We start from the raw sequence: 26,869 nt of genomic DNA, 5'->3' as shown, positions 1-26,869 counted from the left end.
ATCTGCCTCACCCCAGCGAGTTTCGGGGCAGGCTCTACGCAATTCGAATAGGATACTCGCCAGGGTTTCAGGTGATAACTCTGGAGTGTGGCGGATTGAGTCCGGACATTTTGAGGGAGGGTGAGCGAGTGGGGGGTCGTTTTCTCAAGAGGCTGGCGATCGTGGCGGCGCTCGGCGTGTTCGTCGCGCCGTCCGTTGCCAGTGCCGAGACCATGGAGAAGCTGGTCAAGGATGGGTTCAAGGTCAGCAAGCTGACCAACAGCAAGTCGGGGCGGCTGGGCTGGCACGTCACCAAAGGTGATCGGACGTACTTCTGCCCGATCGGCTTCGCCTCGGCCTATATCGACGACAAGAACATGTATGGGTTTTCCAGCTCGGGCCGGCCGATCTCCATGGATCGCAAGGTCTACGATTCCTATATCGGCGGCCCGGACCCCAACATCCCCTACTGGAAGGACATCCAGGCCGGGCGCATCAGACCCGGCGACGTGGCCCCCTGCGTGCGAGCGCCGTAGACGGCCGCCGCTCCGCCGCGTCCGGGCCCTTTCGGCATCTGCCAATGGGCGGACCGGGCCGGATGGCGTAGACTGTCCGCCTCGACAGCGGGGGAGGACGGCATGCGGACCATCGTCATCACGGGCGCCAGCGACGGCATCGGCGCCGCGGCGGCGCGTCAGCTCAAGGCCGGCGGGCACAAGGTGGTGCTGGTCGGGCGCTCGCCGGCCAAGACCGAGGCGCTGGCACGGGCGCTCGACGCGCCGTTCCACGTGGCCGACTATGCCCGTCTCTCCGAGGTGAAGCGGCTGGCCGGCGAACTTGCCGCCTACGAGCGGATCGACGTGCTGGCCAACAATGCCGGCGGCATCATGGGGCCGCGCACGGTCACCGAGGACGGCTTTGAGAAGACCTTCCAGGTCAACCACCTCGCCGGCTTCCTGCTGACGCGTCTCCTGATGGACAAGCTCTCGGCGAGCGGCGCCAAGGTGATCCAGACCTCGAGCTTTGCCGCCAACGTCTGGGGGCGCGGCTTCGACGTCGACGACCTCGACCAGCGGCGCGGCTATTCGCCCACCAGCGCCTATGGCCGCAGCAAGCTGGCCAACATCCTGTTCACGCGCGAGCTGGACCGGCGCCACCGCGCCGACGGCATCGCCGCCGTGGCCTTCCATCCGGGCTTCGTGCGGTCGAACTTCGCCGAGGACACCACCTTCTTCATGCGCTGGTTCTACCACACCCCGCTGCGCTACCTCGCCACCATCAGCCCTGATACCAGCGCCCGCCGGCTGGTGAGGCTGGCCGAGGGCGAACCGGGCCGCGACTGGCAGCCGGGCGAGGTCTATCTCAAGCGCGCGCAAATGCCGGTGTTGTTCCGCGACGATGGAAGCGTGGCGCGGGCGCTGTGGCAGCGCAGCGAGGAGATGGTGGCGCCGTTCCTGGGGTGATGGGCTGCCTCGGCGCACCCTCGACAAATGCCGTATGGTGCGGTGGGCGGGATTGATCGTTATGTTGGCGCCGGGTGGATGTGACACGGAGCGTGAGCATGACCGAGGTTGACGAAGATATTCCCGAGGGCGCGGCGCGCGCCTCCATCGTGACCGGCAGCCGGACGACGTTGCAGATCGCCGAGTCGGTGTTGCGCATGGTGGCGAAGCCGGTGCCCGAGGAGATGATCGGCTCGGAGACGCTGCGCCGCCTCGTCGAGGAAATGTGGATGTGCATGCTCGATGCCGGCGGCGTCGGCATCGCGGCGCCGCAGGTCGGCATCTCCTGGCGCCTGTTCATCGGCTCGGCGATGAACATCCTGCCGTCGACCGTGTTCATCAACCCCGAGGTCGAGTATTTCGGCGAGGCCTCGGTGCTGGGCGAGGAAGGCTGCCTGAGCGTGCCCGGCTGGCGCTCGGCCAAGGTGTTGCGCCACCCCAAGGTGATCGTGCGCTACCGCGACCTGACCGGCGCCGCCCGCGTTGCGACCTATGAGGGGCTGGCGGCGCGGATCGTCCAGCACGAGTTCGACCACCTCAACGGCAAGCTGTTCATCGACCTCGACGAAACCCCGGATGTCGACCACCCGCTGCGGCGGCGGGCGCTGAGGGCCATGCAGGAGATGGACACGCGGTTGAAGGAGGCGGAGGACGCCTGAGGGTGGGGCGGGCGATATCGGGCCGCTTGTTTCAGGGAGCCTGATATGGGCCGAAGAGATATCTCGTCCTGAGGACCACCTTGAATTCGCGCGCGAATTCAAGCGGCCTTCGCGAGGATGACAGGAAAGTGATATATAACAAATAGTTGCGTTGTGATTCCGTCGCGTTTCCGATGCGCGTCGGTGACCGAAAGAGGCTCCCGTTCCCATCATGCTGTCATCCTTGCGCAGGCGAGGACCTCAGGCAGGAAGGGGCGAGGCGTGGATATAGGTCTCCCCCTGTTTCATGGAGCTTGATATGGGCGGAGGAGGTATCTCGTCCTGAGGTCCTCGCCTTCGCGAGGATGACAGGAAAGTGATATGTAACAGTTGGTTAGCTGTTGCGCGTGGACTTTCGCGGTTGTGCTGTCCATTGGGGGGGGAAGCGATGCGGTGGCGGGGTTGGCGCGCCGCTTATCCCATTGTTCCCTATATATAAATTGTCATCCTTGCGCAGGCGAGGACCTCGGGCAGGAAGGGGCACTGAGGGAGATATCGGGCGCCCGTGCTTCATGGAGCTTGATATGGGCCGAGGAGGTATCTCGTCCTGAGGTCCCCGCCTTCGCGGGGATGACAGTTAATTGATATGAAACAAAGAGATGCGTCGCGTTTCCGTTGCGCTCCGGTGACCGAAAGTGGCTCCCGTTCCCATCGTGCTGTCATCCTTGCGCAGGCGAGGACCTCAGGCAGGAAGGAGCGAGACGTGGATATAGGTCTCCCCTGTTCCCTCTCGATGAATCGTCGTGCTCGCGCTGGCCTTGGGCTCAGCCTTTGCGCTTAGCTGGCCAGCCGAGGTCGCGGCCGATGGATTGGAGGGCGGCGACGAGGGTGCGCATGTGGGCTTCGGTGTGGAAGGGTGTCGGGGTGATGCGCAGGCGCTCCTGGCCGCGCGCCACCGTCGGGTAGTTGATCGGCTGGACGTAGATGGCGTGCTCGGCGATCAGGCGCTCGCTGATGCGGCGGCAGAGGTGGGCGTCGCCGACGATGACGGGGAGGATGTGGCTCGGCGTGTCGAGCACCGGCAAGCCGGCCTCCATCAGCATGGCCTTGAGGCGGGCGGCGTTGGCGGCTTGCCGCGCGCGGTCTTCGGGGTGGCTGCGCACGTGGCTGATGGCGGCGCGCGCGCCGGCGGCGAGATGCGGGCAGAGCGAGGTGCTGAAGATGAAGCTTTCGGCCAGGCTGCGCACGACGTCGATGAGCGCGGCGGGGCCGCTGATGTAGCCGCCCATGACGCCGAAGGCCTTGGCCAGCGTGCCCTCGATGATGGTCAGCCGGTGCGCGAGGCCGTCGCGGTCGGCGATGCCGCCGCCCTGCGGGCCGTAGAGGCCGACGGCGTGGACCTCGTCGAGATAGGTGAGGGCGCCGTATCTGTCGGCGACGTCGCAGATGGCGGCGATCGGCGCGATGTCGCCATCCATGGAATAGACGCTCTCGAAGGCGACGATCTTGGGGCGGTCGGGGTCGACGGCGGCCATCAGTTCGTCGAGATGGGCGGCGTCGTTGTGGCGGAAGATGCGCTTTTCGGCGCCCGAGCGGCGGATGCCCTCGATCATCGAGTTGTGGTTCTGGGCGTCGGAGAAGATGACGCAGCCCGGCAGGACGCGGCCGAGCGTGCCGAGCGCCGCCAGATTGGAGATCCAGCCGGAGGTGAAGATCAGCGCCGCCTCCTTGCCGTGGAGGTCGGCCAGCTCGGCTTCCAGCGCCACGTGCTGGTGGTGCGTGCCGGAGATGTTGCGGGTGCCGCCGGCACCGGCGCCGGACAGGTCGAGCGCGGCGTGCATGGCGGCGAGCACGTCGGGGTGCTGGCCCATGCCGAGATAGTCGTTCGAGCACCAGACGGTGACCTCCCGCGTCTCGCCGTCCGGCCGGTGCCAGAGGGCGGCGGGAAAGGCGCCGGCCCGGCGCTCGAGCTCGGCGAAGGTGCGGTAGCGGCCGTCGCGCTTCATGTCGTCGAGCAGGGTGTTGAAATGCTGGGTGGTGTCCATGTCGAATGCCTTGTCGGAACGTGCTGTCGATGGGGCGCCCTTGCGTCGATGCCATACGCCTGATGCCATTGTGTATGGATCAAATCCATACATTACAAGCCGGGCGCTCGCGACAAAGTCCTGCGTCACGAACATTCATGGCTGCTATGCTCAGGTTTTTTGAAGGCGATGACGGGGCAAATCTGGCTGAAATCAGCGGTTTTCTGGACGGAGTCTTGCGTCGGCCGGACAGCCCGCATCACCGTAAGGGGTTTCCTTTATGGGCCATACATGATAGATGTCTTGTATGTGCTGTTGCCATACAGAGAGGCCGCCATGTGGAAGCCGCGACTGATCGAGGGCGCGCGGGCGAAATATCTCGGCATCGTCGAGGCGCTTGAGTCCGACATCCGCTCGGGCCGCGTGGCGCGCGGCGATCGCCTGCCGGCGCAGCGGGCCATCGCCGAGGCGCTCGGCGTCGACCTGACGACGGTGACGCGGGCCTTCAACGAGGCGCGGCGGCGCGGGCTGGTGGCGGCGCAGGCCGGGCGCGGCACCTTCATCTGCGAGACGGCCGACGACGCGGGCGGCGATGTCGCCCCGCCGCTGATCGACCTCAGCATGAACATTCCGCCGCAGCCGGCGAGCTTCGATTTCCGCAAGCTGCTGCCGCAGGGCATTGCCGGCGTTCTCGCCAACCCCAACGGCCTCCTCCGCCTGCACTACCAGGACAGCACGGGCTCGGAGGCCGACCGGCAGGCCGGCGCCGGCTGGCTCGCCCGCCGCGTCGCCGGGGTGACGGCCGACCGCGTGGTGGTGGCCGGCGGGGCGCAGTGCGCGCTCTACGCGCTCAGCGAATTGCTGCTCGGCCGGGGCGACGTGGTGGCCGCCGGGGCGATGACCTATCCGGGCCTGAAGGCCGTGGCGCTGGAAAAGGGGCTGGCGATCGAGCCGCTCGACATGGACGAGAAGGGCATCCTGCCCGAGGCGTTCGAGGCGGCCTGCCGGCGGCGGGCGCCCAAGCTCCTCTACGTCATTCCCAGCATCGACAACCCGACGACGGCGACGCTGCCCGAGGAGCGCCGCCGCGCCATCGTCGCCATCGCCCGCCGGCACGAGGTGACGATCGTCGAGGACGACCCTTACGCGCCGCTCCGGCCCGACCGGCTGGTGAGCATGGCGGAACTCGCGCCCGATCTCGTCTGGCACATCGCCACCTTGTCGAAATGCGCGACGCCGGCCCTGCGCGTCGCCTATGTGCTGGCGCCGGGCGCCGCCTCGGCGCTGCGGCTGGCCGGCGTGTTGCGCGCCACCAGCCTGATGGCGCCGCCGCTGATGTCGGCGCTGGTCAGTCGCTGGATCGTCGAGGGCGCGCTCGACGAGCTGGCCGGGGCGATCAGCGCCGAGAATGCCGCCCGGCAGGCGCTGGCGGCGACGATCCTCGGCGCCGCCGTCTACGCGGCCGATCCGCACGGCCATCACCTGTGGCTGCGCCTGCCGGCGCACTGGCGGGCCGCCGACTTCGCCGAGCACGCCGACCGGGCCGGCGTCTCCATCGTGCCCGCCTCGGCCTTTGCCACGCTCGCCCAACCCGTCGAGGCCGTCCGGATCTCGCTTGGCGTCGCGCCCGACCGGGGCGACCTCGAGGACGGGCTGATCCAGCTTTCAAGCCTCATGTCGCAGCCGGCGTTCGCCACACGGGCGGTGGTGTGAGGCAAAGGATGTTCGCCATGACCGCGTTCGACACCACCCCCACGACGACCGCCAAACCCACGGAGGGCGCACCATGTTCGGCCTGACCGCGCTGGAACTGGCCCGCATCCAGTTCGGCTTCACCATTTCCTTCCACATCGTCTTTCCGGCCATCACCATCGGCCTCGCCAGCTACCTCGTGGTGCTGGAAGCGATGTGGCTCTGGAAGAAGGATCTCGTCTATCGCGACCTCTATCATTTCTGGTCGAAGATCTTCGCCGTCAACTTCGCCATGGGCGTCGTGTCGGGCCTGGTCATGGCCTATCAGTTCGGCACCAACTGGAGCTATTTCTCCTCCTTCGCCGGCTCGATCACCGGGCCGCTGCTGGCCTACGAGGTGCTGACCGCCTTCTTCCTGGAGGCGGGCTTCCTGGGCGTGATGCTGTTCGGCTGGAACAAGGTGGGGCCGGGGCTGCACCTCTTCTCCACCATCATGGTGGCGCTCGGCACGCTGATTTCCTCCACCTGGATCCTCGCCTCCAACAGCTGGATGCAGACGCCGCAGGGCTACGAGATCGTCAACGGCGTGGTGGTGCCGGTGGACTGGCTGAAGGTGATCTTCAACCCGTCCTTCCCCTACCGCCTCGCGCACATGGTGGTGGCGGCCTTCCTGGCGACGGCGCTGTTCGTCGGCGCGTCCGGGGCGTGGCACCTCCTGCGGCGCAACAACACGCCGCGCATCCGCACCATGTTCTCCATGGCCATGTGGATGGTGCTGTTCGTCACGCCCTTGCAGATCCTGGTCGGCGACATGCACGGCCTCAACACGCTGGAGCACCAGCCGGCCAAGGTGGCGGCGATGGAAGGCCACTGGCGCAACGAGCCGGGCGCCGGCGCGCCGCTGATCCTGTTCGGCTGGCCCGACATGGAGGCCGAGGTGACGCGCTACAAGCTGGAAATCCCCCGGCTGGGCGGCCTCATCCTCACCCACAGCCTCGACGGCCAGTACCAGGCCCTCAGCGAGTTCCCGAAGGAGGACCGGCCGAATTCCACGGTGGTGTTCTGGTCGTTCCGCGTCATGGTGGGATTGGGCATGCTGATGCTGGTGCTGGGCCTTGCGAGCGCCTGGCTGCGCTGGCGCGGCAGCTTCTACGAACAGCGCTGGTTCCTGCGCTTTGCCACCTGGATGGGGCCGTCCGGCCTGATCGCCATCCTGGCCGGCTGGTACACCACCGAGATCGGCCGCCAGCCGTGGATCGTCTATGGCGTCATGCGCACCAAGGACGCCGTGTCGAACCATTCGGCGCCGGTGCTGTCGGCCACGCTGATCGCCTTCATCGTCATGTATTTCGCCGTGTTCGGCACCGGCGTCAGCTACATGCTGAAGCTGGTGGCCAAGGGGCCGGAGACCAGCGACGACGGCGAGCCGCCGCACGACGAGGGCCAAGCGAAGAGGCCGGCCCGTCCGCTCTCCGCTGCGCCCGACGACGTCGACCCGGCGATCAACTGAGGAGGACACACCATGGGCATCGATCTTCCTCTCCTGTGGGCCATCATCATCGCCTTCGGCCTGATGATGTACGTCATCATGGACGGCTTCGACCTCGGCATCGGCATACTCTTCCCCTTCGTGCGCGACCGTGAGGACCGCGACACCATGGTCAACAGCGTGGCGCCGGTGTGGGACGGCAACGAGACCTGGCTGGTGCTGGGCGGCGCGGCGCTGATGGCCGCCTTTCCCATCGCCTATGCCGTGGTGCTCAGCGCGCTCTACCTGCCGCTGATGCTGATGCTGGCCGGCCTCATCTGGCGCGGCGTCGCCTTCGAGTTCCGCTTCAAGGCCGACGAGAGCCACAAGCCCTTCTGGGACAAGGCGTTCATCTGGGGCTCCTACATCGCCACCGTCTCGCAGGGCGTGGCGCTGGGCGCCTTCATCAACGGCTTTCCGGTGGAGGGCGGCGCCTATGCCGGCGGCGTGTTCGACTGGCTGACGCCGTTCAGCCTGTTCACCGGGCTCGGCCTCGTCGTCGCCTACGCGCTGCTCGGCTCGACCTGGCTGGTGATGAAGACCGAGGGCGGCTTGCAGGCCCGCATGCGTCAGTTGGGCAAGCCGGTGACGGTGGCGGTGCTGGCGACCATCGTCGCCGTCAGCATCTGGACGCCGCTCGCCCACCCGGACATCGCCGGGCGCTGGTTCGCGCTGCCCAACCTCTACTACCTCGCGCCGGTGCCGGTGTGCGTGGCGCTGGTGGGCTGGTTGTTGATCCGCACGCTTGCCGCCGACACCCACGCCGCGCCCTTCGTGCTGGCGCTGGCGCTGCTGTTCCTGGGCTATTCCGGGCTGGCGATCAGCCTGTGGCCGAACATCATCCCGCCGTCGATGTCGATCTGGCAGGCCGCAGCCCCGCCGCAAAGCATGGGCTTCGCCCTGGTCGGCGCGCTGTTCATCATCCCCTTCATCCTCGGGTACACCGCGTGGTCCTACTACGTGTTCCGCGGCAAGGTGAAAGCGGGGGAGGGCTACCACTGATGGCCGGCGAGAAGACGACCAAGGGGCTGTGGTTCCGCCGCGTCGGCTGGCTGGTGGCCATCTGGGCCGGCAGCATCCTGGCGCTCGGCGTGGTGGCCATGGCCTTCCGCCTGCTGATGAACCTTGCGGGAATGAAGAGCTGAGCGGGGGGTGGGGAGGGATCTCGTCGCGAGGTCCTGCGCGTGAGGCCGCCTGAATTCGCGCGCGCTCAACGTGGACCTCGGGCGGGATGGAGCGAGATCTGGAACACCTCCGGCGAACTCTGGTTCGCCAACGTGCTCCATCTCTTTGCTCTCACGCAATTCCGGACGCAAAACCGGTATCCGCTTTTGCTGGAGTTGCCTTAGCTGGCGCGGACTTCGATCCAGGAGCGCGTCTGCTCCAGGATGTCGTCGGACAGCGCGGGATCGTCGATGGCCCGGGCGAGGATGACAGCCCCCACCATCGCCGCCCAACTGCCGATTGCCGCGCGATGCCGGTCCGTCGGGGCCGCATCCGGAAGCGCTGTCTCGATGCGGGCGATCTGTGCGCGCAGTCCTTGTGTCATGGCGGCTTTGGCGGCCGGAGTCTGGTGGCGAATGGCCGCGACGAGACCTGCCGTCGGGCAGCCGCCGGCCGCGTCGTCGCGATGGCGTGGCGCCAGGTAGGCGCGGATGAAATCGCTGAACTCGCCCTCCCCGAAACTGTCGGCGGCAAGGGCATGAGCAAGGGTCTGCGCCACCAGATCGTCCTTCGAACTGAAGTGGCCATAGAAGCCGCCATGGGTCAGGCCGGCGGCCTTCATCACTTCCGCGACGCTCACCGCATCGAACCCCTTGTCCTTGAACAGCCGGCCGGCCACGTCCAGAATCCGGCGCCGGTTTTCGGCCATCTGCTCTCGACTCACCTTCATTTCGAAGAATCTCCCGGACAGCCGTTGACATTTACATGATGGCCGTCATATTTGATCTCAATCATGATGATCGTCATGAATATAGACCCGGCCAACGAAAAGAGCAATCCGATGAGCCACGCTCCCGCAGTCCTGATTACCGGCGCCTCCACCGGCATTGGCGCCACCTACGCCGAACGCTTCGCCCGGCGCGGGCACGACCTCGTGCTGGTGGCCCGCGACGCCGCTCGCATGGAAGCGCTGGCGAGCCGCCTCCGCCAGGACTCCGGCGTGGCGATCGACATCCTCCCGGCCGACCTGACGCAGGCGTCGGACCTCGCCAGGGTCGAGACCAGACTGCGCGAGGATGCGCGCATCGGCATCCTGATCAACAATGCCGGCACGGCCATCGGCGGCAGCTTCGTCGAGCAGAGTACGGACGACATGGCCCGTCTCGTCGCGCTCAACGCCACCGCGCTCGTCCGGCTTGCCGGCGCGATCGCCCCGCGTCTTGCCGAGGCGGGCAACGGCGCCATCATCAACATCGGTTCGGTGGTCGGCCTTGCCCCCGAGTTCGGCATGACCGTCTACGGGGCGACCAAGGCCTTCGTGCTGTTCCTGTCGCAGGGGCTCGCCCTGGAACTTGGCCCGAAGGGCGTCTACGTGCAGGCGGTGCTTCCCGCCACGACCCGAACCGAGATCTGGCAGCACGTCGGCACCGACGTCGACGCCATGACCAACGTCATGGAGGTGGGCGACCTGGTGGACGCGGCGCTGGTCGGCTTCGACCGTCGCGAGCCGGTGACCATTCCCCCGCTTCACGACGACGGCCAGTGGAACGCCCTCGAGGCCGCGCGCAAGGCCATGCTCGGCAACATCGTCAACGCGCGTCCCGCCGAGCGCTATCGCTCGCCCGCCTGAGCCTGTCGCCCCATCCCGCCGGGCGCCGGGCGTCGGCCCGCCCCCGGCGGATTTCGCCCCCCTCGCGGGGCTGTCCTGCCACCCCCTTCGAGCCAGACAGAGAACACCGATGGCGACGTTTGCATCGAAAGACCAGAAGACCGCGCTCGTGACCGGGGCGTCCAGCGGCATCGGCAAGGCGGCCGCGCAAGCGTTGCGCCGGGCCGGCTATCGGGTGATCGGCACCAGCCGCAAGGCCACCCCCGGCGGCGCACTCGGCGGCGTGAGGATGATCGTCTGCGACGTGACGTCCGACGCATCCGTCACCGCCGCCGTGGCTGAGGCGCAGGCCGAACTCGGCCGGATCGATCTCGTGATCAACAATGCCGGCTACGCCGTTTCCGGCGCGGCCGAGGAAAGCTCCGTCGAGCAGGTCCGCGCTCTGTTCGACACCAACTATCTCGGGGTGGTGCGGGTGACGAACGAGGTGCTCCCGGTCATGCGCCGGCAGGGCTCCGGCAGGATCCTGAACGTCGGGTCGGTCGTCGGCCTGATTCCCGGCCCCTTCGGCGCCCACTACGCGGCAACCAAGCACGCGATCGAAGGCTATTCGGAATCGCTGGACCATGAGGTCCGGCGGTTTGGCATACGGGTCGCCGTGATTGAACCCTGGGCGACGAAGACCTCCATCGAGACCAACTCGCCCCAAGGCGATCGCCCCATCGAGGCCTATCGCGAGACCTTCGCCCGGTACCGCGCGGCGTTCGACGCGGCCATGGCCACAGGCGACACGGCGGACGACGTCGCGGCCACCATCCTGACGGCGGCCACGACCGAGGTGCCCCGGCTGCGCTACCCCTCGGGCAAGGCCGCCAGACAGACCTCCTTCGCCCGGCGCTTCCTGCCGCGCGCGCTGTTCGACCGCATTCTGCGCAAGCAGTTCAACATCGCCTGACGGAAGCGGATGAGTCCAGATCGAGCGGACGGGGTATGATCCGACACGTTTCACACCGGAGAAAAGCCGTGAAAGCCTTCGTCGTCGACACGTACAAGAAGAAGGGCGCCCTGCGCCTCGCCGACATGCCCGATCCCCGGATGGGGCCGGACGACGTTCTGGTGCGCATTCGGGCCACCGCGATCAACCTTCTCGATTCCAAGGTGAGGGACGGCGAGTTCAAGCTGTTCCTGCCCTATCGCCCGCCCTTCGTTCTCGGCCACGATCTGGCCGGAACGGTCTTGCGCGTCGGCGCCAACGTGCGGCGGTTCAAGCCGGGGGACGAGGTCTACGGCCGTCCGCGCGACCATCGGGTCGGCACCTTCGCCGAGTTGATCGCCGTCGACGCCGCCGATCTGGCCCTGAAGCCCGAACGCCTTTCCATGGAAGAGGCGGCGTCGATCCCGCTGGTCGGGCTGACCGCCTGGCAGGCGCTGGTCGAAGTCGGGAAGGTCAAGCCCGGCCAGAAGGTGTTCATCCAGGCCGGGTCCGGCGGTGTCGGCACCTTCGCCATCCAGCTCGCCAAGCATCTCGGCGCCACGGTGGCGACCACAACCAGCGCCGCCAATGCCGAACTGGTCAAGAGCCTCGGCGCCGATGTGGTGATCGACTACAGGACGCAGGATTTCGAACAACTGCTCTCCGGCTACGACCTGGTGCTGAACAGCCAGGACGCCGGGACGCTGGCAAAGTCGCTGAACGTGCTGAAACCGGGCGGCAAGCTGATCTCCATCTCCGGCCCGCCGGACGTCGCGTTCGCTAAATCCCTGGGGCTGAACGTCTTGCTGCGCTTCGTGATGCGGATGCTGAGCCGAGGCATTCTGAACAAGGCCAGAGGCCGGGGCGTCGATTACAGCTTCCTGTTCATGCGCGCCGATGGCCGGCAGTTGGCGGAGATCGCCAGGCTGATCGATGCCGGCGCCATCCGCCCGGTGGTGGACAAGGTGTTCCCCTTCGCCCAAACGGCGGAGGCCCTGGCCTATGTCGAAACCGGCCGCACCAAGGGCAAGGTCGTCGTCACCCTTGCCTGACGACCGTCTGGCCGGCAGCATCGCCGCCCTCGCGGTGTTGGCAATGGCCCTCCGCCTGCCGATGAACCTCGCGGGAATGAAGAGCTGAGCAGGGGGGTGGGGAGGGCGCGCTATATCGGCGTGGAGCCCTTTTTTGCCTGAGGTCCTCGCCTGCGCAAGGATGACAATTTATATAGATGGAACAAGCGGATAGCTGTTGCGTTCGCTTGCGGGCGTTGTGTTCCGCGTAATGGCGCTGATGAGGCAGTGGGGCTTCGCGGGTGGCTTATCCCACTGTTCCATCTATATAAATCGTCATCCTGCGCTTCAGGCGCAGGACCTCGGGCCGGAAGGGGCGGTGGGTTGATATAGGGCTCCCTGTTGCAGGGAGCTTGATATGGGCCGCTCGCTCAACCTTCCTGAGGTCCTCGCCTGCGCAAGGATGACAATTTATATAGATGGAACAATCGGATAGCGGTTGCGTTCACGTGCGGGCGTTGTGTTCCGCGTCGGGGCGTTGAGGCCGCAAGGAAGGCTTGCGGGCGGCTTATCCCACTGTTCCATCCATATAAATCGTCATCCTGCGCTTTAGGCGCGGGACCTCGGGCCGGAAGGGGCGGTGAGGTTGATATCGGGCTCCCTGTTGCAGGGAGCTTGATATGGGCCGCTCGCTCAACCTTCCTGAGGTCCTCGCCTGCGCAAGGATGACAATTTATATAGAGGGAACAATCGGATAGCGGTTGTGTTCACTTGCGGGCGTTGTGTTCCGCGTCGGGGTGTTGAAGCCGCAAGGAAGGCTTCGCGCGCCGCTTATCCCCCTGTTCCATCCATATAAATTGTCATCCTGCGCTTTAGGCGCAGGACCTCGGGCCGGAAGGGGCGGTGAGGTTGATATCGGGCTCCCTGTTGCAGAGAGCTTCATATGGGCCGCTTGCTCAACCTTCCTGAGGTACACCTTGAATTCGCGCGCGAATTCAAGCGGCCTTCGCCAGGATGACGATTTATATAGATGGAACAAATGGATAGCGGGGTGCGGGCGTACCGGGCAAATTCCCGGGTACCCTTGCTCCGGGCGCATCGACGGCGAAGGGCCGCCTTGTTGGGGCGGCCCTTGCAGGGGTGGTGTCGTTCCGAAGTTGAACTCTCTCAGCGGACCGAGCGGATCATGGCGATCAGGATGACGCCGATGATGGCGACGACGGCGACCGTGGGGAAGATCATCTGGTAGCCGATGGCCGAGATGGCGATGGCGGCGATGGCCGGCCCGAGGATCTGGCCGCCGGTGTTGGCGAGGTTGAGCACGCCGAGGTCCTTGGCCGCCGTGGCGGCGTTGGGCAGCACCTCGACGTTGAGCGCCTGATCCACCGAGTTGAAGATGCCGCTGCCGATGCCGGCGATCAGCGCGTAGACCAGCATGGTCCAGGGCGCGGTGGAGAAGAAGGGCACCAGCGCGCCGACGGCGACCATCAGCCCGGCGAGCGCCACCGGGCCCTTGCGGCGGCCGATCCTGTCGGAGATCGGGCCGGCCACCAGCGCCATGGCCAGAGCCGTGACCATCAGGATGATGGAGATCAGCTCGATCTGCCGGCCGACGTCCCCCTCGGCCACCTTCAGGTAGTCGGTGAGGATGAACAGCTGGTAGCCCTGGATGGCGAAGGTGGCGGTGGTGATCATCAGCTTGCCGAACAGGGCGAGGTAGTAGTCGCGGGCGTTGCGGCGGGGAATGGAGAAGTTGTCGAGGATCATGTCGCGGTCGAGGACGCGCCTCGGCATCGACCGGCTGGAGGCCTCGCGCATGATCAGCGCCGCGATCGGCCCGGAGAGCAGGATCAGCACCGCCATGGAGACGAAGCCGGTCATCAGGTCGCCGAGGAAGCGGGCGTTGAAATACTGCCCGCCGTAGAGGCCGAGGGTGAAGCCGAAGGCGTAGATCGACGAGATGGTGCCGCGGTGGGCCGGGGCGATCCGGTCGGAGATCACCGCCAGCAGCGGCGCGACGATGGCGTTGAGGAACACCTGGAAGATGCACCACTCGACGAGCAGCAGACCGACGCTGTCGGCCTTGCCCATGAACACCAGCATCACGGCCGAGCCGACGGAGCCGCCGATCAGCCAGGGCGTGCGGCGGCCGAGGCGCGAGCGGGTGAGATCGGAGAGGGCGCCGATCAGGATGTTGGCGACGGTGGCGACCACCATGGCCGCGACCGACAGCATGGCGATGATGTTGGCCTTGTTGCCGGGGTCGATGATGGCGACGCGCGCCGGCAGCAGCACGGTGGCGGTGCCGAAATAGGGCCCGAGCCACAAGAGCACGCCGACGCAGAGCGCGATGCCGAGACGATAGGGAACCTTCGGCTGGTCGGCATCGCCGATGGCGGCCGACCAGGGCAGAGCGGTTTCGCCCTGGGACGAGGGGACAGAGGTCATGGGAAATCTCCGAGGGGATCGACCACGCCGCCGGGGACTCAGGGTGTGAGGCCCCGGCGGCGGGCGGCCTGGCAAATGGGGGGGGTCAGTTGCCGGCGATCTTGCCAGTGACGTTGCCAGTGACGTTGCCAGTGACGTTGATGGTGGCGGACAGGCGATCGGGATCGCCCCAGAAGCCGGCGGCCTCGACGCGGATGAGGCCCGGGGCGACGCGGACGCGGCGGGCGGCGGCGTCCCAGCGGCCGAGCGGCAGCAGCGAGGCCGTCACCTCGACGGTCTTCCGCTCGCCGGGGGCGAGAGCCACCACGGCAAAGCCGAGCAGCTCGCGCTCGTCGGCCCGGTCGCCGTCGCGGCGCGCGCCGTAGACCTGCTCCACGTGGTGGCCGGCCATGGCCCCGGCATTGGCGACCGAGACGCGAAGCTTGAGCGCGTCGCCGCCGGCCGGGTCGACCTGCATGTCGGACAGGCGGAAGGCCGAGTAGGACAGGCCGAAGCCGAGCGGGTAGTCGGCCTCGACGCCGGTCTTCTGCATCAGGCGGTGGCTGTACCAGTGGTCGTAGGTGATCGCCTTGGCGTCGCGGTCGAAGACGGGCGTGTCCTTCGCATCGGCCGGGATGGGGTAGGGCAGGCGGCCGCTGGGGTTGCGCTTGCCGAACAGCACGTCGGCCAGCGCGTGGCCGCCCTCCATGCCGGCGTACCAGCCGATGAGGATGGCCGGCACCAGATCCTTCCAATCGTGGACGATGACGGCGCCGGCCGTCTCGATCACCACGACGGTGCGCGGATTGACGGCGGCGACGGCCTTGATCAGCGCCACGTCCTCCGGCAGCAGCTCCAGCGACAGGCGATCGCCGCCGGCCTTGCCGCCACCCACCACGCTGGTGCCGCCGCCGAGGGCTGCGAGCACCTTGTCGCGCAGGCGGCCTTCCGCCTCGGTCTGCGCCTTGGGGTAGAGGGCCAGGAGATCGGCGCGGCTGGCCACCGAGCCGTCGACGAACTCGCCCTCGTCGGCCGAGGTGTAGCCGACGACGACCACGGCCGCCTCGGCCTTGGCGGCCAGCGCGGCGGCCTTGGCCGGATCGCCGCTGGCGTCGGAGTGGAGCGCGACGGAGGTGCCGTCGAGCGCCTTGGCAAGGCCGGCGAGCGGGGTGACGACATGGGGCGCGCGCACCGACGACGAACCGAGGTCGCCGGTGTTGGCGGTGTCGCAGAGCCGGCCGACGACGGCGAGCGAGGCGAGCGTTTTCGGATCGAGCGGCAGCACCGGGGCGGCGCCGACCTTTTCGTTGCGCAACAGCACCATGGCGCGGCCGGCCGCCTCGCGGGCGAGGGCGACGTGATCGGCGGAGGCGACCACCGACGGCGTGGGCTCGGCGGCGTCGCGCTCAGCGTAATAGCGCAGCTGCGTCTTCAGGATGCGCAGGCCGGCGCGTTCGACGTCGGCCCAGGAGCACTTGCCGCTGTCGAGGTCGCCCGGCAGGCGTTCGCCGCGCTGCTGGCGCATCGGCGCCTCGACGTCGAGGCCGGCGACCAGCGCCTTGCCGCCGTCGCGCATGCCCCAGATGAAGTCGGTGATGACGAAGCCTTCGAAGTGCCAGGTGTCGCGCAGCGTCCTGGTCAGGAGGTCGGCATTCTGGCCGGCCCAGGTGCCGTTGACCGAGTTGTAGGAGCTCATCACCGCGAAGGCGCCTTCATCGATGACGCGCTTGAAGTGCGGCAGGAAGGTCTCGTGCAGGTCGGCCTCGCCGATGGTGACGTCGACCGAGAAGCGGGCGTTCTCCATGCTGTTGAGCGCGAAGTGCTTGGCGCAGGCCATGGCGTGGTGCTGGATGCCGCGCGTCAGCGCCGCGCCCATCTCGCCGAGGATCACCGGCTGGTCGGAGTAGGTCTCCTGCACCCGGCCCCAGGCCGGATGGCGCGGCAGGTTGATGCAGACGCCGCCGAAGAAGTTGGCGCCGAGGGCGCGGATTTCCCGGCCGATCACCTCGCCGACCTGTTCTTCCAGCTCGACATCCCAGGTGGCGCCGCGCGCCATGGAGACGGGGAAGCAGGTGGAGCGGCCGAGAACCGAGCCGCGCGGACCGTCGGCGAAGCGCACGCCGGGAACGCCCAGCCGGTCCACCGCGCCCATGACGTAGGGGTAGACGTTGTAGCCGTCCTCGACCAGGCTCAGCATGCCCTCCCAGAAGGGCTGGTCGCCGTCGAGCAGGCCGAGGCGCTCGTCGGTGGTCATGCGGGCATAGAGCGCGCGGGCTTCGCCATCGGGATTGGCGCCTTTGCGCACCCGGTCGACGGCCTGGGTGAAGGTGTCTTGGGTGAAGGCTTCCGGCTCCGGCGACGCAGCAGCGGGCGCCGCCTCCGTGTGGTGGCGGGTAAGGGTCATTCTGGTCCTCCCTCGAGTAACGCGATGCGCCTTACTTAATACATACTAGGTATTCTGTAAAGCTAGGGAGTGACGCTGACGGAGGCGAAAAAGATGTGCTATAAGAAGGCCATCCGTGAATTTACGAAGAGAGTTGATTCCCTTGGCCCGCGACCTTTCACCCCCGCCCCGCCTGACGCGCGAGCGCAAATCGGCCGACGAGCGCCGCTCGCAGATCATCGAGGCGGCGACCCAGCTGATTGCCGAGCGCGGCTTCTGGGGGGTGACGCTGAGGGATGCCGCCGTGCTCTGCGGCATCACCGAGGCGGGCGTGCTGCATCACTTCCAGAACAAGGCGCGTCTTCTGATCGCCGTGCTGGAGTATCGCGACGAGGCCGACTTCCAGGCGCTGGCCGGCCTTCTGGGCCTGAACCGGGCCGACATCGACCTCGACCCGCTGCCGGTGACGCTGCGCCAGCTCTGCACCGCGCTGATCCGCCGCAACGCCGGCCAGCCGGAAATCGTCCGCCTCTACAGCGTGCTCAACGCCGAGTCGCTGGAGCCGACCCACCCCGCCCACGCCTATTTCCAAGACCGCGAAGACATGGCGCTGGGGCTGTTCGCCCGGTCGATCCGCGGCGTCGACAACGCCGAGCACGTGGCGCGGCACGTGCTGGCCATGATGGACGGGCTGCAACTGCGCTGGCTGCGCAAGCCCGACCGGATCGACCTCCAGGACGAATGGAACAGCCTGTTCGACCTCGCCTTCGCCCACCTGGATCCGGGCCGGTAGGGCGGCGATATCGGCCGCGTTCCACCTTCCCGAGGCCACCGCTTTCGCAAGGGGCCTCTGGAAAGGGATGGGAGACGGCGGCCTGTCGGCTTGCCGTTTCCCTTCGCTACTTCGCCGCCGGGGGCGTGGCTTCGGGGCGGAACTCCGTTTCGATGGCTATGTCGACCTCGTCGCCGAGGGCGGGGAGGGCGAAGGTGAGGCCCCAGTCGGAGCGCTTGATGCGCATGTGGCCGGAAAAGCCGAGCTTGGCGATCTTTTCGATCGGGTGTTCGGCCATGGAGCCGTTGAAGGTGACCTCCATGACGGCGGGGCGGGTTTTGCCGCGCAGGGTCAGCTGGCCGAACACCCGGCCGGCGTTTTCGCCCTCCACCACGATGCGTTCGGAGAGGAAGCCGATCGGACTGCCGGCCAGGAAATCGGCGCCGGAGCCGATCTTGGCGTCGAAGTCCTCCACCTCGGGGACGGGGAAGTCGGTGCGGACCTGACGCGGGTCGATCTCGACGGCGAGCGTCGATCGTGCGGGATCGTCGCGGTTCCAGTCGAGGCGGGCCTTGGCGCCGACGAAGCGGGCCGTGTAGCGCGAGAGGCCGAAATGGTCGATGCGCCAGGTGACGCTGGTGTGGGCGCCATCCTGTTCGTAGCGGCCGCTCGGCGCGGGGGCGGGGGCGGGGGAGTCTGGCGCGGCGAGCGCCAGGGTGGGGCAGGCGAAGAGAGCCGTGGCGAGCGTCAGTCTGGCAAGCATGGTCGATCTCGTGGGACAGGAGGGGAAGGAAGCCGGGGCCGCCGGCGAAGGCGCTCGGCGGCTCATGCGGCGAGACCGACGCTGAGGCGGAGGGCCTGGAAATCCGCCTCGGTCAGCGATGGGCGGATGGCGAACTCGACCACGGCGGCGAACACCTCGCGCGGCATCGCCTGGAGCATGCCGCCCACCAGCGCGGCGCGCTGATCGGGGTTCATGGCCGGCAGCATGATGCGGGTGAAGGCCATGTTCTCCTCGGGCGGCAGCGAGGCGATGATGCGCATCTCGATGGCCAGCAGCTCCTCATCGGTGAAATGCCGCCAGAGCAGCGGGGCGGTGACGGTTTCCTCCTCGTGCATGTGGGCGAAATCGTCGGCGATGTAGGCGGCGAAGGCGAGGTAGAGCGCGCGGCCGGCTTCGGCGCGGTGGGCGGCCGGGGCCGTTTCGACGGCGACGATGCCGCTTTCGAGGGCGGCGAAGGCGGCGCGGTGATCGTCGTGTTGCGCGTCGACGAGGTCGGTGGCGATGCCGCGCCCGTTCAGCGCCGCGTGGATCTCGCCGTCCTCGTGGCGGACGTGGGCAGCGGCCAGGGCGAGGAGCCGGCGGATGTCGGCGAGCAGCTTGTCGGTGGCCGCGGCGTCGGCGAAGTCGTTGGCGCCCAGGCGGGACAGAAGAAGGCACTCGGTGCGGCGAAGCCCCTTGTGAATGTTGCCGTAGATGTCGTAGCGGCCGTCCAGCGCGGGAACGCGGCCGAGAAGGTCTGCATGGGTCATGATGATCTCGATGATCTCCGGGATTGCTCGATGCCGCGCTCCTGTCGGGCGGCGAGGCGAGGCAATACAGCCGCCCCCCGGACGGGCTTCCTAAAAGCTTGCTAAGGGCGGCGCCGGATTCCTAAATGTTTCCTACCGTCCGCCGCCCGCGTGTGCCGGCGCCGCAGGCGTGCTAAAAGACTGACGGTTCCCCCGACCTGACCGGAAAATCTCCCATGCTCGAGGACGATGTCGCCGCCTTTCTTTCCGGCAACGTCATGATGATCGCCGCCACGCGCGACGCGGCGATGCGGCCGCACATCGGCCGGGGGTGCGGCGCCGCCTTCGATCCCGATGTCGGCGACCTCACCTTGCTGACCTCGTCCACCCAGTGGCCCGGGTTTTTTGCCAACGCCACGAGCGGCGCGCCCATCGCCATGACGGTCTGCCAGCCGGACACCTACAAGTGCCTGCAGGTGAAGGGGCAGATCGTCGGCGTCAGCCAGGCGACGGATGAGCAGAAGGCGCGCGCCCAGCGCTACCTCGACACCATGCTGTCGATCATGGCCGGCCTCGGCGTCAGCCGGTTGCAGCTTTCGACGGTGTTTTCCAACGCCGACCTCGTCGCCATCCGCTTCTGGCCGGTGGACCTGTTCATCCAGACGCCCGGCCCGGAGGCCGGCGAGCGGATGCGGAGGGAGGCATGACGGCCGTTCCGCTGGAGGCCCTGCGCGACAGCTTCGAGGGCATCATGCCCTCGGTGATCGCCACCACCGACGCCTCGGGCATGCCCAACGTCTCCTACCTGTCGCACGTCCACTATGTCGACGGCGACCACGTGGCGCTGTCCAACCAGTTCTTCTCCAAGACCGCCGCCAACGTGCGCCTCACCGGGCGGGCGACGGTGGTGGTGCTGGACGGGCGCACCAGCCTGCAGCACTGCCTCGACCTGACGTTCGAAAGCTCCGCCCAGTCCGGCCCGATCTTCGAGCGCATCGCAGCGCAGCTCGACGTGATGGCCAGCCTCCAGGGCAAGTCGCACATGCTGAAGCTCAGGGCGGTCGACATCTACCGGGTGGAGGACTGCCGGCGCATCGAGCCGGTCGCCCCGCTGGAAAGCCCGCCGGCGCGCCCCGAGGTGGGGCGCGACCTGCTCGCCCAGGCGGCCGCCGCCACCGGGGAGCTGACGCGCATTGCCGATGCCGAGGTTCTGCTCGACCGGACGCTGGAGCTGCTGGAGGAGCGCTGCGGTTTTCGCCACTCGATGATCCTTCTGGCCGACGGCGACGGACGCAAGCTGACGACGGTGGCGAGCCACGGCTATCCGCACTACGGCTTCGGCGCCGAGATCGCCTTCGGCGAGGGCATCATCGGCGTCGCCGCCGAGCGCTGCCTCACCGTGCGCATTGCCGACATGCGGCGCGGCCAGCGCTATGCCTCGGCGGTGGCGCTGGCCAGCGGCCTGTCGCGGGACGACATCCCCCTGCCGGCCATCGCCGAGCCGCAGTGCCAGATGGCCGTGCCGCTGATGGCCGGCGGGCGGCTGTCCGGGGTGATCTTCGCCGAGTCCGAGGAGAGCTTCGCCTTTTCCCATGCCGACGAGGCGGCGCTGGAGATCATCGCCCGCCAGATGGCGGCGAGCCTCGCCCTGTTCGAGCTGACCGACGCCATGGGGGAAACCGGCATGCGCGGCGCGGCGGCGCACGGGCCGGCGCGGGCCGAGGAAGCCTTCAGCTTCCAGTTCTTCCCGCGCGACGGCGGCGTGTTCATCGACAACGACTACGTCATTCGCGGCGTGCCGGGGCGGCTGCTCTATCATTTCGTGCGCAGCTACGTGGAAACCGGTCGCTCGGACTTCTCCAACCGCGAGATCCGCCGCGACCGCACGTTCAACCTGCCCGACTTCAAGGACAACCTCGAAACGCGCCTGATCCTGCTGCGCCGCAGGCTGGAAGAACGCGGCGGCCCGGTGCGCATCCTCCGCCCCGAACGAGGGCAGATCCGGCTGGTGATCGACGGCGCGCCGGAGATCCGGGTGGTGGAGACGTAGGGGGATGGGGGAGAGGGGGCGCGATAGGGGGCTCCGGCCTCCATCATGGTGTCCTCCTCTGCGAAAGCAGAGGATCTCGGGCAGGAAGGGGCCGCGAGGGGGATATCGGGCTCCGGTGATGTTGTGGGGAGCGTGATAGTGGCCGAGGTGCGTTCTCGTCCTGAGGTCCCCGCCTTCGCGGGGATGACAGGAAAATGATATGAAACAAGGAGATGCGTTGCGTTTCCGTTGCGTTTTCGGTGATCGGAAGGGGCTCCCGTTCCTATCATATTGTCATCCTTGCGAAAGCGAGGACCTCGGGCAGGAAAGGGCGGTGAGGTTCATATAGGTCGCCCGTGGTTCATGGAGCTTGATAGGGGCCGAGGTACGTTCTCGTCCTGAGGTCCTGCGCCTAAAGCGCAGGATGACGGTTAATTGATATAAAACAAAGAGATAAGTCGCGTTTCCGGTGCGTTTCACTTGCGTTTTCGGTGACCAGAAAGGGCTCCCGCTCCCATCAATCTCCCGTCATCCTGGCGAAGGCCGCTTGAAATCGCGCGCGAATTCAGGGTGTACCTCAGGCAGGAAGGGGCGATGTGGGTGATATCGGGCTCCCTAACGCAGTGGTTGCCTCACCCCCGCATTTTCGCGAAGCTTGCCCCATGAATCCGGGTTGGGTCTATATCGTCACCAACAAGCCGCGGGGCGTGCTCTATGTCGGCGTCACCTCCGATCTGGAGGGGCGCATATGGGAGCATCGCAACCACGTCTATTGCGGGTTCACCGACAGCTACAACTGCACGCGGCTGGTCTGGTACGAGGACTATGACGAGATCACCGACGCCATCGCGCGCGAAAAGCAGGTGAAGCACTGGAAACGCGAGTGGAAGATCAAGGCGATCGAGGAGATGAACCCAGGGTTGGAGGATCTCTTCGAGACGATCATGTGGTGATGGGAGACCTATATCGGCGTTGCGCCTCTTCCTGCCTGAGGTCCTCGCCTGCGCAAGGATGACAGCTTTATATAGAGGGGGCACCGGGATAAGCCAGCTCGCAGGGCTCCCACACGGCATCACCGCCACGATGCGGAACACACCGCTCGCAAGTACATGCACCTCGCTATCCGTTTGTATCTTATATATAAATTGTCATCCTTGCGCAGGCGAGGACCTCAGGCAGAAAAGGGCGAGGGGTTGATATCACGCTCCTCTTTTCCCTCGCAGCCGCCGTCCCCCTCAACCCATCCCGCTCCCCGGAAATGGATAGTTTTCCGGATCTGTCGTATGATGTTTTTGCCTAGACATCATACTCGACTCGGTTTTAAGGTTCCCTCGCATTCCGGTTTGCTCGATGTGCAACGACCGCGTCCCCGACGCGAGCGAGGAGTATTGCCGTGTCTTTTCGTGCCTGCCTTTCCGCCGTTCTGGCGACGTCCGCCCTGGTGGCGTTTCAGCCTGCCGCCAGCCTTGCCGCGCCGAGGACGGAGCTGGTGCTGGCCATCGGCGGCGAGCCGGATGACGGCTACGATCCGGTGCTCGGCTGGGGGCGCTATGGGCATCCGTTGTTCCAGTCGACGCTGCTGACGCGCGAGGCGGATCTTTCTACGTCGCCGGATCTCGCCACGGCCTGGACGCTGAGCGACGACCGGCTGACCTGGACGATCAAGATCCGCCAGGGCGTGAAATTCTCCGATGGCACGCCGCTGACCGCTCGGGACGTCGCCTTCACCTTCACCGAGACGGCCAGGTCGGGCGGCGCCGTCGATCTCACGGCGATGGAAAGCGCCACCGCCACCGACGACACGACGGTGACGATCACGCTCCGGAAGCCGTGGATCACCTTCATCGAGAACTTCTATGCGCTGGGCATCGTGCCGGCCGCCGGCCATGGCGCCGACTATGCCCGCAAGCCGATCGGCTCCGGCCCGTTCCGCATGGTGTCCTGGAGCCAGGGCGAGCAGCTGATCGTCGAGGCCAACCCGTTCTACTACGGGAAGAAATCGCCCTTCACCCGCATCACCTTCCTGTTCACCGGCGAGGACACCTCGCTGGCCGCCGCCAATGCCGGCAAGGTGGACATGGTGTCGGTGCCGGCAACCCTGGCCGACGCGCTGCCGACCGGCTTCAAGGCGGTGGTGGCCGATACGGTCGACAATCGCGGCCTCGTCTTCCCGATGGTGCCCGACGAGGGCAAGACGGACGCCAGGGGCTACCCGATCGGCAACGACGTGACCGCCGACATCGCCATCCGCAAGGCGATCAACCTCGGCATCGACCGGCAAGCGCTGGTCGACGCGGTGCTGCTGGGACACGGCACGCCCGCCTATGGCCCGGCCGACGACCTGCCGTGGTCCAACCCGGAGGCAAGGGTGAGCGAGGACGTGGACGCGGCCAAGGCGCTGCTCGATGCGGCGGGCTGGGTGCCGGGGGCGGACGGCGTTCGCGTCAAGGACGGTCTGCGCGCCGCCTTCCCGGTGATCTACCCCTCGACCGACAGCGTGCGGCAGGGCCTTGCCGTCATGTTGGCCGAGCAGACGAAAGCCCTGGGCATCGAGATCACGCCCAAGGGCGACACGTGGGACGGCATCGAGCGGGCGATGCATTCGACACCGGTGCTGTTCGGCTGGGGCAGCCACAGCCCGGAAGAGGTCTACAGCCTCTACCAGAGCGGCTTCGCCGGCATCGCCTACTACAACGCCGGCTACTATGGGAATGCCGCCGTCGACGGCCATTTCGCCAAGGCGCAGGCGGCGGAGAGCCTGGAGGCGTCCTACCCCTTCTGGCAGCAGGCCGAATGGGACGGCGAGACCGGCTTTTCGGCCAAGGGCGACGCCGCCTCGGCCTGGATGGTCAACCTCGACCACGTCTATTTCGTCGGCGCCTGCCTCGACATCGGCCAGACGCAGATCGAGCCGCACGGCCACGGCTGGCCCGTGACGGCAACGCTGCAAACCTGGAAATGGACCTGCCAATAACATGTCCGTCTGGCTGAGATTTGTCGCGACCCGCTGTCTCCGGCTGGCCTTGTTGCTGGCCGGGGTGGCGGTGGTCGCTTTCGCGCTGGCCAAGCTGTCGCCGGTCGATCCGGTCACCGCCTATCTCGGCCCCGCCATCGCCAAGGTCGGCCCCGAGCAGCGGGCGTTGATCGCCGCCCGCTGGGGGCTCGACCAGCCGGTGACGGTGCAGTTCCTCCATTGGCTCTCCAACCTCGTCTCCGGCGATTTCGGCTGGAGCGCCACCTACAACGCGCCGGTGGCCGAGGTGATCGGCAGCCGCGTCGCCGCCTCGGCGGCGCTGATGGGGCTGGCCTGGCTCGCCTCCGGCGTCATCGGCTTCGGGCTTGGCGTCACCGCCGCCACCTTCCAGGGCGGCTGGTGCGACAGGATCATTCGCGTCTACGCCTATGTGCTGGCGTCGACGCCGACCTTCTGGATCGCCATCCTCTTGCTGATGGGCTTCTCGGTGGCGCTGGGCTGGACGCCGGTGTGCTGCGCCGCGCCGATCGGCCTCTTGCCGGACGAGGCGACGCTGTTGCAGCGCCTCCATCACCTGATCCTGCCGCTGGTGGCGCTGTCCATCCTCGGCATATCGCAGATCGCGCTGCACACCCGCGCCAAGATGATCGACATCCTCGCCTCGGATTTCGCCACCTACGCCCGGGCGCAGGGGGCGAGCCGCCTCGACGTGGCGCTGCGCCACGGCGCGCGCAATGCGGCGCTGCCGGCCATCACCGTGCTGTTCGCCTCGCTGGGCGAGTTGTTCGGCGGCTCCATCCTGGCCGAGCAGGTGTTCGCCTATCCCGGCCTCGGCAGCGCCACCATCGCCGCCGGGGTGCGCGGCGACGTGCCGCTGCTGCTGGCCATCGCCATGGGTACGACGCTGGTGGTGTCGCTGGGCAACACCATCGCCGATATCCTCTACGTGGTGGCCGATCCGCGCATCGACATCGCCGCCGGCGCGCCCCTCCGGGAGATCGGACCATGACCGCCGTCGCCGACGCCTGTTGCGTCACCCCCGCCCCGCGCTTCGGCACGCGCAAGGCGGTGCTGATCGTCGCCGCCCTGGCCGCCGCCGGGCTCGCCGCCGTCATCGTCTTCGCCCTGGTGTCGGGCGATGCCGGCGTCGTCACCAACTTCCGGGCGCGGCTCGCCGCCCCGTCGCTCTTCCACCCCTTCGGCACCGACGCGCTCGGCCGCGACATGCTGGCGCGCACGCTGAAGGGCCTGGCGCTTTCCTTCCGCGTCGGCCTGTTCGCGGCGACGGCCTCGACCGTCATCGCCCTGGTGCTGGCGCTGGTGGCGGCCGGCGGGCCGCGCTGGGCCGACGCCATCGTCGCCTATCTCGTCGACATGACCATGGGCCTGCCGCATCTGGTGCTGCTCATCCTGATCTCCTTCGCCTTCGGCGGCGGCGCCAACGCGGTGATCGTCGCCGTGGCGCTCACCCACTGGCCGCGCCTCACCCGCATTCTGCGCGCCGAGATCCTGCAACTGCGGCAGGCCGAATACGTGACGATCTCGCGCAATTTCGGCAAGTCGCCGCTCCACATCGCCCGCCATCACTTCGCGCCGCACCTCGTGCCGCAGATGCTGGTGGGGCTGGTGCTGATGTTCCCGCACGCCATCCTGCACGAGGCGGGGCTGACCTTCCTCGGCTTCGGCATCGAGCCGACGACGCCGGCCATCGGCGTGCTGCTGTCGGAAAGCCTCAGGTACCTCACCGCCGGCAAGTGGTGGCTGGGCCTGTTCCCCGGCTTGGCGCTGCTGCTTGCAGTGCTGGCCTTCGACGCCATCGGCAATGGCCTCCGCACCCTGACCGACCCGCGTGGGAGCCAGTCATGACGCTTCTTTCCGTCGACCGCCTGACGGTCGCCTTCCGCCGCTACCAGGGCCTGATGGGCGAGGTCGACATCGGCTGCCTCTCGGACCTGACGCTGGAGGTGGCGCGCGGCGAGATGGTGGCGGTGTTCGGCGCCTCGGGGGCGGGCAAGAGCCTGTTCGCCCACGCCGTGCTCGGCCTGCTGCCGCCAAACGCCGTGGTCACCGGCTCGATCCGTTTTTCGGGCGAGCGTCTCGACGCGGCGCGCATCGCCCAGCTCAGGGGGCGGCGCATCGCCCTGGTGCCGCAGTCGCTCAGCCATCTCGATCCGCTGGCGACCGTGGGCCGACAGATCGGCTGGGCGGCGAAGCGGGTGGGGCGCAAAGGCTTCACGCGGGAGGACGCGGTGGCGGCGCTCAACCGCTTCGGGCTCGACGAGCTGTTCCTCGACAGCTACCCGCACACGCTGTCCGGCGGCATGGCGCGACGGGTGATGCTGGCCATCGCCTCGGTGGGCGACCCCGACCTCGTCATCGCCGACGAGCCGACCAACGGGCTCGATCCGGTCAATGCCGAGAAGGTGTTCGGTTTCCTGCGCGGCTTTGCCGACGACGGCAAGGGCGTGGTGGTGATCAGCCACGATCTGGCGGCGGCGGTGGCCTCGGCCGACCGGGTGGCGGTGCTGCGCGACGGGGCGCTGGTGGCGACCGAGCAGGCCGCGACCTTCATGCGCAACGGCGGCGAGGGGCTGACGCCCTACGCGCGGGCGCTGTGGGGGGCGCTGCCGCAACATGCGTTCAGAGCCTGACC

General features: G+C 67.5%; 24 protein-coding genes. 18 read left to right on the top strand and 6 right to left on the bottom strand.

From position 1 onward, the window contains the following. Nucleotides 1-128: 128 nt before the first annotated feature. From QQZ18_RS06720 to def, 3 genes are all read left to right on the top strand, one after another. The gene (locus QQZ18_RS06720; protein WP_284539361.1) at nt 129-515 is read left to right on the top strand and encodes a hypothetical protein; all 387 of its coding nucleotides are present in this window, start codon (nt 129-131) and stop codon (nt 513-515) included. A 102-nt stretch (nt 516-617) separates the two neighbouring features. After that, nucleotides 618-1,442, top strand: coding sequence for an SDR family NAD(P)-dependent oxidoreductase (locus QQZ18_RS06715; RefSeq protein WP_284539360.1), 825 nt, complete (start codon nt 618-620; stop codon nt 1,440-1,442). Nucleotides 1,443-1,540: 98 nt separating this feature from the next. Beyond that, a complete protein-coding gene (gene def, locus QQZ18_RS06710; RefSeq protein ID WP_284539359.1) occupies nt 1,541-2,140 on the top strand; it encodes a peptide deformylase in 600 nt (199 codons plus the stop codon). Nucleotides 2,141-2,943: 803 nt separating this feature from the next. Here the strand turns inward: def and hemA are convergent. Then, nucleotides 2,944-4,164 carry a 5-aminolevulinate synthase gene (hemA, locus tag QQZ18_RS06705; protein ID WP_284539358.1) on the bottom strand — a complete coding sequence of 407 codons (1,221 nt, stop codon included), beginning with the start codon at nt 4,162-4,164 and terminating at the stop codon, nt 2,944-2,946. Nucleotides 4,165-4,479: 315 nt separating this feature from the next. Here hemA and QQZ18_RS06700 point away from each other — a divergent pair, with 315 nt between their 5' ends. The 4 genes from QQZ18_RS06700 (at nt 4,480) to QQZ18_RS06685 (ending at nt 8,508) form a co-directional block, all read left to right on the top strand. Beyond that, a complete protein-coding gene (locus tag QQZ18_RS06700) occupies nt 4,480-5,856 on the top strand; it encodes an aminotransferase-like domain-containing protein (protein WP_284539357.1) in 1,377 nt (458 codons plus the stop codon). 73 nt (nt 5,857-5,929) lie between these two features. Further along, nucleotides 5,930-7,345, top strand: a complete 1,416-nt coding sequence (locus QQZ18_RS06695) for a cytochrome ubiquinol oxidase subunit I (protein ID WP_284539356.1) — start codon at nt 5,930-5,932, stop codon at nt 7,343-7,345. A gap of 12 nt (nt 7,346-7,357) precedes the next feature. Beyond that, complete coding sequence (gene cydB, locus QQZ18_RS06690) at nt 7,358-8,365, top strand: cytochrome d ubiquinol oxidase subunit II (protein ID WP_284539355.1); 1,008 nt, start codon at nt 7,358-7,360, stop codon at nt 8,363-8,365. Beyond that, nucleotides 8,365-8,508 (top strand): DUF2474 domain-containing protein, encoded by a 144-nt coding sequence (locus QQZ18_RS06685; protein ID WP_284539354.1) that lies wholly within the window; start codon nt 8,365-8,367, stop codon nt 8,506-8,508. Before cydB ends, QQZ18_RS06685 begins: the two co-directional genes overlap by 1 nt. Before the next feature lie 200 nt (nt 8,509-8,708). Here the strand turns inward: QQZ18_RS06685 and QQZ18_RS06680 are convergent, their stop codons facing one another. Next, a complete protein-coding gene (locus QQZ18_RS06680; RefSeq protein WP_284539353.1) occupies nt 8,709-9,257 on the bottom strand; it encodes a TetR/AcrR family transcriptional regulator in 549 nt (182 codons plus the stop codon). Nucleotides 9,258-9,368: 111 nt separating this feature from the next. On the opposite strand from QQZ18_RS06680, the gene QQZ18_RS06675 reads away from it, so the two are divergent. The 3 genes from QQZ18_RS06675 (at nt 9,369) to QQZ18_RS06665 (ending at nt 12,161) form a co-directional block, all read left to right on the top strand. Continuing rightward, entirely contained in the window at nt 9,369-10,157 is a 789-nt protein-coding gene (locus QQZ18_RS06675; protein ID WP_284539352.1) for an SDR family NAD(P)-dependent oxidoreductase, read from the top strand. Nucleotides 10,158-10,266: 109 nt separating this feature from the next. Beyond that, nucleotides 10,267-11,091, top strand: a complete 825-nt coding sequence (locus QQZ18_RS06670) for an oxidoreductase (protein ID WP_284539351.1) — start codon at nt 10,267-10,269, stop codon at nt 11,089-11,091. A 68-nt stretch (nt 11,092-11,159) separates the two neighbouring features. Beyond that, the gene (locus QQZ18_RS06665; protein ID WP_284539350.1) at nt 11,160-12,161 is read left to right on the top strand and encodes an NADP-dependent oxidoreductase; all 1,002 of its coding nucleotides are present in this window, start codon (nt 11,160-11,162) and stop codon (nt 12,159-12,161) included. A 1,125-nt stretch (nt 12,162-13,286) separates the two neighbouring features. Here the strand turns inward: QQZ18_RS06665 and QQZ18_RS06660 are convergent. Together QQZ18_RS06660 and QQZ18_RS06655 are read right to left on the bottom strand one after the other, a co-directional pair. Next, nucleotides 13,287-14,567: an MFS transporter gene (locus tag QQZ18_RS06660; RefSeq protein WP_284539349.1), complete on the bottom strand. Its 1,281-nt coding sequence runs from the start codon at nt 14,565-14,567 to the stop codon at nt 13,287-13,289. Between the two features lie 85 nt (nt 14,568-14,652). Then, on the bottom strand, nt 14,653-16,950 hold the full coding sequence (locus QQZ18_RS06655) for a beta-glucosidase family protein (protein ID WP_284539348.1): 2,298 nt from the start codon (nt 16,948-16,950) through the stop codon (nt 14,653-14,655). Between the two features lie 142 nt (nt 16,951-17,092). Between QQZ18_RS06655 and QQZ18_RS06650 the strand changes: the two genes are divergently transcribed. Continuing rightward, nucleotides 17,093-17,722, top strand: a complete 630-nt coding sequence (locus QQZ18_RS06650; protein ID WP_284539347.1) for a TetR/AcrR family transcriptional regulator — start codon at nt 17,093-17,095, stop codon at nt 17,720-17,722. 106 nt (nt 17,723-17,828) lie between these two features. Here QQZ18_RS06650 and QQZ18_RS06645 read toward each other — a convergent pair whose 3' ends face one another. Both QQZ18_RS06645 and QQZ18_RS06640 read right to left on the bottom strand, forming a co-directional pair. Further along, nucleotides 17,829-18,464, bottom strand: a complete 636-nt coding sequence (locus QQZ18_RS06645; protein ID WP_284539346.1) for a YceI family protein — start codon at nt 18,462-18,464, stop codon at nt 17,829-17,831. A gap of 62 nt (nt 18,465-18,526) precedes the next feature. Then, nucleotides 18,527-19,234, bottom strand: coding sequence for a hemerythrin domain-containing protein (locus QQZ18_RS06640; protein WP_284539345.1), 708 nt, complete (start codon nt 19,232-19,234; stop codon nt 18,527-18,529). A gap of 215 nt (nt 19,235-19,449) precedes the next feature. Between QQZ18_RS06640 and QQZ18_RS06635 the strand changes: the two genes are divergently transcribed. The 7 genes from QQZ18_RS06635 (at nt 19,450) to QQZ18_RS06605 (ending at nt 26,867) form a co-directional block, all read left to right on the top strand. Continuing rightward, nucleotides 19,450-19,920 carry a hypothetical protein gene (locus tag QQZ18_RS06635; protein ID WP_284539344.1) on the top strand — a complete coding sequence of 157 codons (471 nt, stop codon included), beginning with the start codon at nt 19,450-19,452 and terminating at the stop codon, nt 19,918-19,920. Continuing rightward, nucleotides 19,917-21,263 carry a GAF domain-containing protein gene (locus QQZ18_RS06630; protein ID WP_284539343.1) on the top strand — a complete coding sequence of 449 codons (1,347 nt, stop codon included), beginning with the start codon at nt 19,917-19,919 and terminating at the stop codon, nt 21,261-21,263. Before QQZ18_RS06635 ends, QQZ18_RS06630 begins: the two co-directional genes overlap by 4 nt. A gap of 641 nt (nt 21,264-21,904) precedes the next feature. Continuing rightward, a complete protein-coding gene (locus QQZ18_RS06625) occupies nt 21,905-22,195 on the top strand; it encodes a GIY-YIG nuclease family protein (protein WP_284539342.1) in 291 nt (96 codons plus the stop codon). Between the two features lie 440 nt (nt 22,196-22,635). After that, on the top strand, nt 22,636-24,216 hold the full coding sequence (locus QQZ18_RS06620) for an ABC transporter substrate-binding protein (RefSeq protein ID WP_284539341.1): 1,581 nt from the start codon (nt 22,636-22,638) through the stop codon (nt 24,214-24,216). A 1-nt stretch (nt 24,217) separates the two neighbouring features. Next, nucleotides 24,218-25,225, top strand: a complete 1,008-nt coding sequence (locus QQZ18_RS06615; RefSeq protein ID WP_284539340.1) for an ABC transporter permease — start codon at nt 24,218-24,220, stop codon at nt 25,223-25,225. After that, on the top strand, nt 25,222-26,082 hold the full coding sequence (locus QQZ18_RS06610) for an ABC transporter permease (protein WP_284539339.1): 861 nt from the start codon (nt 25,222-25,224) through the stop codon (nt 26,080-26,082). The genes QQZ18_RS06615 and QQZ18_RS06610 overlap by 4 nt, the downstream gene beginning before the upstream one ends. Further along, nucleotides 26,079-26,867 carry an ATP-binding cassette domain-containing protein gene (locus tag QQZ18_RS06605; RefSeq protein ID WP_284539338.1) on the top strand — a complete coding sequence of 263 codons (789 nt, stop codon included), beginning with the start codon at nt 26,079-26,081 and terminating at the stop codon, nt 26,865-26,867. The genes QQZ18_RS06610 and QQZ18_RS06605 overlap by 4 nt, the downstream gene beginning before the upstream one ends. Nucleotides 26,868-26,869: the final 2 nt, after the last annotated feature.

This window comes from Pleomorphomonas sp. T1.2MG-36 (assembly GCF_950100655.1).
Lineage (GTDB): Bacteria > Pseudomonadota > Alphaproteobacteria > Rhizobiales > Pleomorphomonadaceae > Pleomorphomonas.
Note: the sequence above shows the minus strand (reverse complement) of the source record. Positions and strands in the feature narration are given on the sequence as shown.